The organism is Pseudoalteromonas sp. NC201 (assembly GCF_002850255.1).
GTDB lineage: Bacteria > Pseudomonadota > Gammaproteobacteria > Enterobacterales > Alteromonadaceae > Pseudoalteromonas.
The window spans coordinates 1,378,281-1,390,326 of record NZ_CP022522.1 but is presented as its reverse complement, the minus strand read 5'-3'; the positions used below and the strand labels follow the sequence as shown (position 1 = coordinate 1,390,326).

The following is a 12,046-nucleotide window of genomic DNA, read 5'->3' as shown; positions in this document are numbered from 1 at the left end:
GCCTCATTTATAAGTCGATTTTTAATGATTGTTCCACAACTCCCGCGCCACGGCAAATTTAATTCCATTCTATACCTAAATTATCTCAGCATACTCTCAAGTTACCCACAACTTGTGCATAATTAAGTATTTTTCAGTTCAAATTACGAACAAATCCACAATTACACACTTCAAACCTCAGGTTTTCCACATATTCTGTGGATAATTATGTTTATAGTCTTGTATTTATCCAAAGCCATAAGATTTCCAAGCCGCTCTGACTGTAGCAAAATAAAAATAACTTCATATTTATCATATAGATAATAAAGTTATTACTTTAACCGTATGTTGAAATCACAAACCACACTTAAGTTGAGTGCAAAATAACCAACTTACTTCACCACATGATTTCTTTTATAATCGTGTTTTTAGGGGATAGACTCAGGAGTATCGCTTGCCATCAGTTACACCACCACGCTCTGTGGGCGAACTTATGCAGCGTGTTGAAAACATAGCCGGTTTAACATTAGGTGAACTCGCTCATCAGCTCTCGTTTAAAACACCGCAAGACTTGCTCAAAGAGAAAGGCTGGGTAGGACAACTCATAGAAGCGGCCTTAGGTGCCACCGCGGGCTCAAAGCCTGTGCCTGATTTTGAGCATATTGGCGTTGAACTCAAGACTTTGCCCATAAGCTATCAAGGCAAACCGCTAGAGACCACCTATGTTTCTGTCGTGCCGCTGACTCAGTTAACAGGATTAACATGGGAAGCGTCGAGTGTTAAAAAGAAATTAGCTCACGTTCTTTGGCTACCCATATTAGCCGAGCGAGAAATTCCTTTAATAGATAGGGTTATTGGACACGGCTTCTTATGGCGGCCAGACGCGCATCAAGAACAATTGTTACGAAGAGACTGGGAAGAGCAAATCGAGTTAATCGCTACGGGCCATGTAGAGCAAATCTCAGGGCATCTTGGAGAAGTCATGCAGATAAGGCCAAAAGCGGCAAATGCCAAAGCGCTCACCGATGCAATTGGGCCTAACGGTAAAATAGTGCAAACTTTGCCAAGAGGTTTTTATTTGAAAATCAATTTCACTCAATCGATATTAGCGCAAGAATTTGGTGCTTAAAAACACCTGTTGACTTTTTATACAAAAAGTACAAATGTAACACAACCAACATCTTGTATGGATTTGGTTAACATTTATATTTTTTATAGAAGGAAACGACAATGAAATTAAAGTTCAACAAAAAATCGATTAAAGAACTTAGTGTGAACAAAATACTTGTGACCAAGATGACACCAGCTGTTGCTGGAGGTAATGGAGCAGCAACGATGGATGATACTTGTAATTCACTTCAAGTCTGTTGGACATTCCGATATGGCCAAGGACATTGTGAAGTTTGGTGATGAACGTTAGGAACAAAAACGCCAGTAACTAAACTGGCGTTTTTACAATACATCAAGTAATGCTAATTACTGACCTTTGATTTCACTACGGCCTTTGTATACCGCTTTTTCACCTAGCGCTTCTTCAATACGTAGTAACTGGTTGTACTTAGCTACACGATCCGAACGACAAAGTGAACCTGTCTTAATTTGACCTGCCGCTGTCGCCACTGCTAAATCAGCAATGGTTGCGTCTTCAGTTTCACCAGAGCGGTGTGAAATAACGGCAGTAAAGCCAGCATCTTGCGCCATTTTGATGGCATCAAGCGTTTCAGACAGTGAACCAATCTGGTTGAATTTAATCAAGATTGAGTTACCAATGCTTTCTTCAATACCACGCTTTAAAATCTTAGTGTTAGTAACAAAAAGATCATCACCCACTAGCTGAACTTTATCGCCGATTTTATCTGTTAGGACTTTCCAGCCAGCCCAGTCGCTTTCGTCTAGGCCATCTTCGATTGATACAATTGGGTAACGTGCTGCAAGATCGGCCAAGAAGCCTGCAAAACCTTCCGAGTCGAATGTTTTACCTTCGCCCTTTAGGTCATACTTGCCATCGACATAAAACTCAGACGCTGCACAGTCAAGTGCTAGTGTTACGTCTTTGTTCATTTCGTAGCCAGCTGCTGCAACCGCTTCAACAATCACTTCTAGCGCTTCTTCATTTGACTTAAGGTCTGGAGCAAAACCACCTTCATCACCAACAGCAGTGTTCAGGCCACGTGACTTAAGTACGTTTTTCAAGCTATGGAAGATTTCAGCACCCATACGTAGTGCTTCACGGAAACTCTTTGCGCCAACAGGCTGAACCATAAACTCTTGAATATCAACGTTGTTATCCGCGTGCTCACCACCATTGATAATGTTCATCATCGGAACTGGCATTGAGTACTGACCTGCTGTACCGTTGATGTCTGCGATATGCTCGTATAGCGCCACGCCTTTGTCTTGTGCAGCTGCTTTTGCTGTTGCTAGAGATACCGCAAGGATGGCATTCGCACCTAGTTTTTCTTTGTTTTCAGTGCCGTCTAAGTCCAACATAATTTGGTCGATTGCACGTTGTTCTAGCGCGTTTTGACCTTCAAGTGCTGCCGCGATTTCGTTATTTACGTAGTTTACCGCTGTTAATACACCTTTACCTAAGTAACGAGACTTATCACCATCACGTAGCTCTAGTGCTTCACGGGTACCCGTAGATGCACCTGATGGCGCACATGCACGGCCCCATGCACCTGACTCTAGGTGTACGTCCGCTTCTACTGTTGGGTTACCGCGTGAGTCCATAACTTCACGGCCAATCACTCTAACGATTTTTGACATCTTGATTCCTCTTATTCCCAAAGTGGTGTGTGTTGCACTGCTTCTGTCGCAGGCGAATTCAGGGTCAATAAACCCGCTTTAAAGTTTGCCTTATCTCTGTTGCTTCGCAAAGTGAAGAATTTACACGTATCACATTGACGCGCCGGCAGATAAGAAAAAGTTTGGCGATAAACACTACTCTTAGCGCCTATTGCAAAACCTTCTGCAACAAAAAAGCCGTGCAAGAGCACGGCTTTTTCTTATTACGAAGATGCTTTTTGGTGGCTGTATGCCGCCGCAACAAAACCTTCAAATAATGGGTGACCATCACGAGGCGTTGACGTGAACTCAGGGTGGAACTGAGCCGCGATAAACCAAGGGTGATCTTTATTCTCGATAATCTCAACTAGTTTCTTGTCTTCTGACAGACCAGTAAATTGCAGACCCGCTTTTTCAAGCTCAGCAACATAGTTGTTGTTTACTTCGTAGCGGTGACGGTGACGCTCAACGATTTCGGCATTACCGTATACTTCACGCACCTTAGAGCCCTCTTTTAAGTGGCAAAGCTGCGCGCCAAGACGCATAGTGCCACCAAGATCAGAGTCGTGGTCACGTACTTCAATCTTACCATCTGCATCTAACCACTCAGTGATCAGACCAACCACTGGGTGTGGGCTTTCAAGATCAAATTCAGTTGAGTTAGCACCAGTAAGACCTGCAACGTTACGTGCATACTCGATTAGCGCAACTTGCATCCCTAAACAAATACCTAGGTATGGTACTTTGTTTTCACGTGCATACTTTGCAGCTAAAATCTTACCTTCAACGCCACGGTTACCAAAGCCACCAGGTACTAAGATAGCATCAAGGTGCTCAAGTAACTCAGTGCCCTTGCTCTCGATATCTTGAGAGTCAACATATTCAATATTCACCGTTAAACGGTTTTTCAAACCAGCATGCTTCAATGCTTCGTTAACTGATTTATATGCGTCCGGTAATTCGATGTATTTACCAACCATACCAATTGTCACTTCACCAGTAGGATTTGACTCTTGATAAAGTACTTGTTCCCACTCAGATAAATCCGCTTCCGGACGCTCAAGGTAGAAACGACGACAAATGATGTTATCAAGCTCTTGCGACTTCAATAGCGCAGGGATCTTATAAATACTGTCTACGTCTTGTAGCGAGATAACTGCTTTTTCTTCCACGTTAGTGAATAGTGCAATCTTCGCGCGCTCGTTCGCTGGTAGTTTACGATCTGAACGACAGATCAAAATATCAGGTTGAATACCGATTGAACGAAGCTCTTTCACAGAGTGCTGAGTTGGCTTAGTTTTCACTTCACCCGCAGGGCCTAAGAAAGGCACCAGCGTCAAATGCATAAACAAAGCGCTCTCACGACCAAGCTCTGTGCCTAGCTGACGAATTGCTTCTAGGAAAGGTTGTGACTCGATATCACCAACCGTACCACCGATCTCTACGATAGCAACATCATGGCCTTCCGCGCCTTCAAGCACGCGACGCTTGATGTCGTTTGTGATGTGAGGAATAACCTGAATAGTGGCACCTAAGTACTCACCTCTACGCTCTTTGCGCAACACGTCTTCAAATACACGGCCTTGTGTAAAGTTGTTACGCTTGGTCATTTTAGTGCGAATAAAACGCTCGTAGTGACCAAGATCAAGGTCAGTTTCCGCGCCGTCTTCGGTTACGAATACTTCACCGTGTTGGATAGGGCTCATGGTCCCAGGGTCAACATTGATGTAAGGATCCAGCTTTAGAATCGTTACTTTCAAGCCACGTGCTTCTAAAATAGCGGCTAAAGAAGCAGCTGCAATACCTTTACCCAAGGAGGATACTACTCCGCCCGTTACGAAGATAAATTTTGTACTCATGCGAACCCTAGAAATTTCAGGAAAATTGGAATTTAAATAAGAATCAAGACGGGGCGATAGTATAGCAAAAGCAGCTAAGTCATTCCAGCTAAAAATGACTTAGCGCGGTAATATATTTTATCAGGAGGTCGTTTTAAGTAACGAACAAACCGTAAAATCAGTCTCAGTTTTTACTGCGTTGACGACGTTTCACTGTCTCCCAAGCACCATCCATCTCCTCCAAGCTCGCATCTTTAAGTGATAGTGAGGACTCATTCAAAACGGCTTCGACTTGCACAAAGCGATTTTTAAATTTCTCATTGGCTTGACGTAGCAGCTGCTCCGGATCTCGTTTTATATGTCGGCTCACATTCACAGTTGCAAACAACAAGTCGCCCACCTCTTCCGCTGTATGTTCAGAGCGTGGATCAACTTGCAGCGCCTCGCTCACCTCTGCGACTTCCTCTTGTACTTTATCCCACGCGCCGTGGTAACTTGGCCAGTCAAATCCAAGTTTGGCTGCTTGCTTTTGAATTTTGTAGGCTTTTGATAATGCAGGCAAGCTGCTTGGAATATCTGCCGCGAACGCCCCTTGTTTTTGTGCCTGTTTTTCTTGCTGTTTAATGGCGTGCCATTGCTGCTCAAGCTCTGCTTCGCTTAAGCTTTCCTGCTTTTCAAATACATGAGGGTGGCGTCTCACTAATTTGTCATTGAGAGTTTGCACTATGTCAGCAAAATCAAACAACCCCTGCTCTTTTCCAAGCTGAGCATAAAAAATCACTTGGAACAGCAAGTCCCCCAACTCTTCTTTTAAGTGAACAAAGTCGCCTTGCTCGATAGCATCGGCAACTTCGTGTGCTTCTTCTAACGTATAAGGGACAATGGTTTTAAAGGTTTGCTTCTTATCCCAGTCGCATCCAGTGCTTGGGTCGCGTAGCTGCGACATAATCTCTAGCAGCTGCTCTATCCCCATTGTTGCCGAAGGCTTAGAGTCGTTTGGCATCAAAAACACCTTCGATTTGCATCAATTTAGTCAGCAAGCGATGCATAGCAGAAAGGTCATCCACCTCTACCTTCATCATAAATACCGCCACGTTTTTATCGTCTTGGGTTTGTACATTCATATTGAGCACATTGACTTTTTCATTGGCAAGCACAGCGCTAATGTCTCGGATCAACCCTTGGCGGTCGTGCGCTTCAATTTTTAATGTAATGGCGTACGACGCTTTAACATCCTCTGACCAACTGACTGCAATCTCACGCTCTGGATGTATATCCGTAATATGAGCAAACGACTCACAATCAGAGCGATGCACGGCAATACCTCGCCCTTGCGTGATGTAACCCACAATTTCATCGCCCGGTACTGGCTCACAGCATTTCGCCATATGACTCATTAAGCTGCCTACCCCATCAACGACCACTGCATTTTTGTCGCCTTTAGTGTGTTTTGGCGAGGAGATTTTTAACTTAGGTGTATCCTCAGGTTTATCTTGCACGTAGTTCAGGAATTGATTGATACGAATATCACCGGCACCAATCGCCACCATTAAATCGTCGAGTTCTTTAAAGTTAAAGCGGTCAATCGCGGGTTCTAAATCTTTATAGGTAATATCTAGTTTTTGCAGATGACTATCTAAAATTTCCTTACCCGCTTGAAGATTTTTGTCTCTATCTTGCTGCTTAAACCAGTGATGGATCTTACTGCGCGCTCTTGAAGAATGAATATATCCCAGCGACGGGTTTAACCAATCTCGACTTGGTGAAGCATTTTTCTGGGTAAGAATCTCTACCTGATCGCCTGTGCGCAATGTGTAAGTGAAAGGCACTATTTTACCAAACACTTTTGCACCAATGCAGCGATGTCCAACATTAGAATGAATGTAGTAAGCGAAGTCGAGTGGCGTCGAGCCTAGTGGCAAATCAAAGATATCGCCCTTGGGCGTGAATACATAAACACGGTCTTCGACAACCTGATTCTTCAGCTCATCTGCTATTTCGCTGCCATCTACCACTTCTTCTTGCCACTGCAACAGTTTGCGTAGCCAGCTAATTTTTTGCTCGTATCCTGAGTTTCTGCCCGGCAATGCACCTTCTTTGTACATCCAATGTGCCGCCACCCCTAGCTCTGCATCTCGATGCATGGCCTCAGTGCGAATTTGGATTTCTACCGTTTTGCCCTCAGGACCAAATACCACGGTGTGGATAGACTGATAGCCGTTTTGCTTAGGCGTAGCAATATAGTCGTCAAACTCTTTGTTTAAATGCCGCCAGCTGGTGTGCACAATACCCAAAGCGGCGTAGCAATCTTGAATTTCATCTACCACCACACGCATCGCGCGAATGTCGAACAACTGTTCGAATTCATAGCTTTTCTGCGCCATTTTTTTATAAATGCTGTAAATATGCTTAGGGCGACCGTAGACCTGCGCTTTAATGCCTGCATCCGTAAGTTTTTGTGCCACCGAATTAACCATATTCTCCATATAAGCTTCGCGGTCTAGGCGTTTATCAGAAAGCTTCTTGGCAATAGACTTATACGTATCCGGATGCAAATAACGGAAAGAGAGATCTTCAAGTTCCCATTTTAATTGGCCAATCCCCAAACGGTTCGCAAGTGGTGCAAAAATATTGGCAGCCGCTTTTGCAGCAACGACTCTTTCTTCTTCAGATGCTTTCTTAACCGCACGTAAATGGCAGATTTGCTCAGCAAGCTTAATCACTACAGCGCGCACATCTTCCACCATAGCGAGTAACATACGGCGGATGTTGTCGACTTGTACCTTACCGGAGCTTTGGTGTGCCAACGTACTAATAGTGTCCATATTCTCCACCCCTCTTAAAAGCAGAGAGATATTTTTGCCAAGCGCTTCTTCCACTTGCTCAAGGGACAACTTTCCAGCAACAAAATAAGGAGTTAAAAACGCAGTTGCTAAGGATTCGCTATCAAAATTTAAGTCTGCAAGGATCTCTACCATTTCGATGGCGTTATTGAGATGTTCCGTTGACTCATCCGCAGGACAAAGTTCATAAGCCTTTTGTAGCCATGTTCTTTGATCTTCAGACAAGTTTAAGATAGTGAGTCGCGCATCAAACTCCAGTGGCAAAGTGGTTTGATGCGACTGCCGAGTAGCAACCATGTTTTAATACCTCCTTAAAATTACTTACCCGCCTCATTTTCGGGTAAATTATCTAGCCTAATGCTCGGGCAATAACGGCCTCATAGCTCAGGTTATTTACACTGCTTTTTAAACAGCGCCATGGTTTCGATATGTCCTGTGTGGACAAACATATTCATTAAGCCAAGCTTTTCTATTTCAAAGCCTGCCTGCGCTATCACCAAAGAATCGCGCGCCAGTGTAACTGGGTCGCATGACACGTATAAAATACGGGTAAACTGCGTCAAAGGTAATTGCTGCAGTACCTCAAGCGCCCCCGGCCTTGAAGGGTCCAGTACTAATACATCCAGATTTGCGTCGAACCAAGCAGCCTCTGCAATCGACTGGGTTAGATCAAAACAGTGAAACTGAACATTACTGATTTTATTAGTTTGCGCATTTTGCTGAGCCATTGCAACCGATTGCGCTTCACCTTCTACCCCAATCACATTTTTTGCTTGTTTTGCGAGCACCAAAGAGAAATTTCCCACCCCACAGAAAAGGTCGAGGACACTTTCATCGTTATTCAGCTGTAGCCAGTCTGTCGCTTGGCGCAGCATTGCTTCATTTACCGATTGATTCACTTGAATAAAGTTGTTCAATTTAAATTCAAGTGTTAAGTCAAATTCACCAAGGTGATAGTGCGGCAACTGGGAATACACAACTGGCGTCTCGCCATCGTCAAACAGTACCTGACAATTTTCCAGCTCGTTTTGTAGCGTTTCGCGAGTCGAAGCGGACAGTGGCTTTGTATGACGACACAACACATAGTTATAGTTGTCAGCCTGACAAAGCTGAATATGACTGATTAGTCTAAACTCACTTAGCGACTGTGCTAGCAAACTTAGCGTGTTAACAATACGATCAAAAGGCGACACCAATACGTCACACTGCGCTATTTCGATAATCTGCTTCGACTGACTTGCTCTAAAGCCTAACTTGACGCTTTTGCTTTGTTTATCAAAAATGCATGCCAAACGAGCTGCACGGCGATAATGAAGCGCCATAGAGGTGATCGGCGCTTGCCAAGGTAAGTGCTCGATGTTGGCAAAACGCGCAAAAAGTTTTTCGACTGCATGTTGCTTTTCATTGAGCTGACCATCAATACTTTGATGCTGCAAGCTACAACCACCGCACTGCTGGTAATGCGGGCAAAACGGTTTAACACGCTCTTTGGAGGCATTAAGTACTTTGATCACCTTCGCTTCCAACAGTTTAGACTTTGCCTGTACAACCTGTGCTCTCACTCGCTCACCAGTCAAGGCACCAGCCACAAAACAGACCTTACCTTCATGGCGAGCAACACCTCGCCCCTGATGATCCATTGACTCTATGCTTAATTCTATTTGCTTTGACGGCTTAGCAGCTTTCTTAGCACGAAAAATCTGTGCCATTGGGTTCCTCATTTGTTTGCTTATCACGTCGGTAAAAGATAATCTTAGTTACAGATTTCTCTGCACTTTTTTGACCCTATGACAAAATTAAACCTGCGTGACAGTATTTTACTACTCACTCTTTTGCCAACCCTTTTGGTTGGCTTGCTACTTGGTGGTTATTTTACTATAAATCGCTACGTAGAGCTTGAGGAAATTCTGATAAGTCAGGGAAATCGCATTGCAGATTCACTTGCCATGTCAGTAGAATACCCAATAGAAAAACAAGATAAAGCGCACTTACACCGCATTTTAAGCCAGGCACACAATAAACATGCACCACTGGTAAAAAGCATCGCGCTGTTTGATAGCCAAAATCAGCTTATTCTTACCAGTAATTATCATAGTGAATTCGATAAATTACATTATTTTGGTGAAGTGCAAAAGCTACAAACCACCGAAGTCACTACACTAAAAAATACCTTTGTGTTTTATTCACCAGTTAAAAACCATTTAGCAAAAAAAACCGATTGGCACAGTGCAGAGCCGGCTACGCTGGCGATTTTAGTTGTAGAGATCAGTAAAGACCAAGCGTTGATATCGCAGCAACGCGCGCTGATTTTGAGTGCCATTGTTATTATTTTCTCCTTTTTACTTAGTGTTATGTTGGCCATGCGATTGTCACGTATGCTAACCAAACCAATTGCCAATTTGATTTTAGCCACAGACAAGCTCAACGAAGGTAAACAAGACATCGCAATCAATGAGCCGATGCGGGGTGAATTTGAGCTTTTGCGCCAAGGCTTGATCGTTATTGGCAGAAAGATGGCCAATCAAAAAGACGAAATGCAAAAGCACATTGACCAGGCAACTAGTGATTATCGTGAAACCCTAGAGCAGTATGAAACGCAGAATATTCAGCTCAATATTGCCAAAAAAGAGGCACAAGATGCTAACCGCGTAAAGTCGGATTTCTTGGCTAAGATGAGTCATGAACTTAGAACGCCGCTCAATGGTGTTATAGGCTTTACCCGTCAACTTTATAAAACACCATTAAATAAACACCAAAAAGATTATTTAGATACCATAGAGCTATCTGCAAATAGCCTGCTTACCATCATTAGTGACATCTTGGATTTTTCAAAGCTAGAAGCTGGTGCTATGGAGCTGGAGAATATCCAGTTTGAATTACGCGACGCAGTCAATGAGGTCATGACCTTATTAGCGCCAAGCGCTCACGAAAAGCAGTTGGAGTTTTCCATTTCTGTTAATCGCCAAGTGCCCGACAACTTAATTGGCGATCCTACGCGATTTAAACAGGTATTGACCAATCTGATCAGTAATGCCATCAAGTTCACGGAAAAAGGCTCAGTCAAAGTGGATATTAACCACCGTCTGATGGATGAATCTCAATCCTCGTTGCTAGTGTCTGTCAGCGATACCGGGGTCGGTATTGCTCAGGATAAGCAAGACGCACTATTTACACCGTTTGCTCAAGCCGATACTAGTATTACCCGTAAATTTGGTGGCACAGGTCTAGGTCTTATCATTACTAAGCATATTGTTGAGGCGATGAATGGTCGTATCACTCTTAACTCAGCACCAGGAAATGGCACCTGTTTCTCATTTAACGCGGTCTTTGCATTACCAAACCGCCTCTACAACGACAACTTACCAAGCAAGCCACTTGAAAATAAACGCGTGCTCTACTTTGAACCACAAGAGCATACTCATTATGCGGTAATAGCTCAACTACAAGCGTGGGAAATGCAGGTCACTCGCTGCCTTACCGAAGAAGAGTTCGATACTGCCTTAGGCCAAGATTTTAATTACGATATCTGTTTAATTGGATCTATGGCAAGCGTCGACCAAATGCAAACCGTTAAGAGTTACATCAAGCAAGCTCGCGGATCCGCAGACTACCTATATTTGATGGTTAATACCGTCTCACATAATATGCGTGAGGCGCTTATTGGCAGTGGAGCTGACGCTTGTTTAAGCAAGCCACTTAACCACAGAAAACTATGCGAAATGCTTGCAGCACCTTATCGTTTAGACCATCCAGACATGAGTGCCAATGAAATCGAAGCCACAAGTCTGCCACTTAAAGTGCTGGTTGCAGACGATAACGATGCTAACTTGAAGTTGATATGCACATTGTTAGATGAACAAGTAGAGGCAATAGATACAGCGCATAATGGTGCTCAAGCAGTCAGTTTATGTAAATCAAGAAAATACGACCTGATATTTATGGATATTCAAATGCCCATAATGGATGGTATAAGCGCCTGTAGAAGCATAAGAGAGTCGTCGTTAAATGAGGATACCCCTATCATCGCCGTCACCGCACATGCGCTTGCTGGCGAAAAAGAGCAACTGCTTAAAGATGGCTTTAGTAACTATATGACTAAACCCATAGATGAAGATATGCTCAAGCAAATTATTTGCGACCATAGCGCGTCTTCACCAGTAGCGAGACAAAAAAATATTGAGAGTCATCAGCACAGCGTGCCGCCATTTAATAGCCAAATGTTAGATTGGGGATTAGCATTACAGCGAGCGGGTAATAAACCTGATTTAGCATTGGAAATGCTCAATATGCTGCTTTCTAGCGTGCCCGAAACGTTGCAGCAGTTGGAGTCTGCACAAGACGCGGAGGATCTCCCGACGCTGCTCAAAGTAGTTCATAAATTCCACGGTGCCTGCTGTTATACTGGCGTACCAACCCTAAAGAAATTGGCTGAGATCATTGAAACGGGATTAAAACAAGAAAAACCACTCAGTGATATCGAGCCTGAGCTATTTGAGCTGGTTGATGGACTAACTGTATTACTAACAGATTCTGATCTCACTCAATCCAGTTAAATCTTATACACACCTATCTGCTCGCTACTTTTATAAAACCCTTTTG

At 43.6% G+C, this 12,046-nt stretch carries 8 protein-coding genes; 3 read left to right on the top strand and 5 right to left on the bottom strand.

The annotated features are described in order from the left end of the window. Positions 1–472: 472 nt before the first annotated feature. Positions 473–1,108, top strand: a complete 636-nt coding sequence (gene mutH, locus PNC201_RS05595; RefSeq protein ID WP_233525245.1) for a DNA mismatch repair endonuclease MutH — start codon at positions 473–475, stop codon at positions 1,106–1,108. Between the two features lie 101 nt (positions 1,109–1,209). Further along, positions 1,210–1,389: a hypothetical protein gene (locus PNC201_RS05590; protein ID WP_102056442.1), complete on the top strand. Its 180-nt coding sequence runs from the start codon at positions 1,210–1,212 to the stop codon at positions 1,387–1,389. A gap of 66 nt (positions 1,390–1,455) precedes the next feature. On the opposite strand, the gene eno is transcribed toward PNC201_RS05590, so the two are convergent. From eno to rlmD, 5 genes are all read right to left on the bottom strand, one after another. Further along, positions 1,456–2,748 (bottom strand): phosphopyruvate hydratase, encoded by a 1,293-nt coding sequence (eno, locus tag PNC201_RS05585; RefSeq protein WP_010606280.1) that lies wholly within the window; start codon positions 2,746–2,748, stop codon positions 1,456–1,458. Between the two features lie 242 nt (positions 2,749–2,990). Next, positions 2,991–4,625 (bottom strand): CTP synthase, encoded by a 1,635-nt coding sequence (locus tag PNC201_RS05575; protein ID WP_010369341.1) that lies wholly within the window; start codon positions 4,623–4,625, stop codon positions 2,991–2,993. A 163-nt stretch (positions 4,626–4,788) separates the two neighbouring features. Beyond that, positions 4,789–5,607, bottom strand: coding sequence for a nucleoside triphosphate pyrophosphohydrolase (mazG, locus tag PNC201_RS05570; RefSeq protein ID WP_102056441.1), 819 nt, complete (start codon positions 5,605–5,607; stop codon positions 4,789–4,791). After that, complete coding sequence (gene relA, locus PNC201_RS05565; protein ID WP_102056440.1) at positions 5,591–7,744, bottom strand: GTP diphosphokinase; 2,154 nt, start codon at positions 7,742–7,744, stop codon at positions 5,591–5,593. The genes mazG and relA overlap by 17 nt, the downstream gene beginning before the upstream one ends. Positions 7,745–7,836: 92 nt before the next feature. Next, on the bottom strand, positions 7,837–9,156 hold the full coding sequence (gene rlmD, locus PNC201_RS05560) for a 23S rRNA (uracil(1939)-C(5))-methyltransferase RlmD (RefSeq protein ID WP_102056439.1): 1,320 nt from the start codon (positions 9,154–9,156) through the stop codon (positions 7,837–7,839). A gap of 78 nt (positions 9,157–9,234) precedes the next feature. Here rlmD and barA point away from each other — a divergent pair, with 78 nt between their 5' ends. Beyond that, positions 9,235–12,000, top strand: a complete 2,766-nt coding sequence (gene barA, locus PNC201_RS05555; protein ID WP_102056438.1) for a two-component sensor histidine kinase BarA — start codon at positions 9,235–9,237, stop codon at positions 11,998–12,000. Positions 12,001–12,046 lie beyond the last annotated feature (46 nt).

What these genes read in the sequence shown, in the direction of transcription:
- mutH (WP_233525245.1), top strand. Translation starts at nt 473, where the DNA reads ATGCAGCGTGTTGAAAACATAGCCGGTTTAACATTAGGTGAACTCGCT.
- PNC201_RS05590 (WP_102056442.1), top strand. Translation starts at nt 1,210, where the DNA reads ATGAAATTAAAGTTCAACAAAAAATCGATTAAAGAACTTAGTGTGAAC.
- eno (WP_010606280.1), bottom strand. Translation starts at nt 2,748, where the DNA reads ATGTCAAAAATCGTTAGAGTGATTGGCCGTGAAGTTATGGACTCACGC.
- PNC201_RS05575 (WP_010369341.1), bottom strand. Translation starts at nt 4,625, where the DNA reads ATGAGTACAAAATTTATCTTCGTAACGGGCGGAGTAGTATCCTCCTTG.
- mazG (WP_102056441.1), bottom strand. Translation starts at nt 5,607, where the DNA reads ATGCCAAACGACTCTAAGCCTTCGGCAACAATGGGGATAGAGCAGCTG.
- relA (WP_102056440.1), bottom strand. Translation starts at nt 7,744, where the DNA reads ATGGTTGCTACTCGGCAGTCGCATCAAACCACTTTGCCACTGGAGTTT.
- rlmD (WP_102056439.1), bottom strand. Translation starts at nt 9,156, where the DNA reads ATGGCACAGATTTTTCGTGCTAAGAAAGCTGCTAAGCCGTCAAAGCAA.
- barA (WP_102056438.1), top strand. Translation starts at nt 9,235, where the DNA reads ATGACAAAATTAAACCTGCGTGACAGTATTTTACTACTCACTCTTTTG.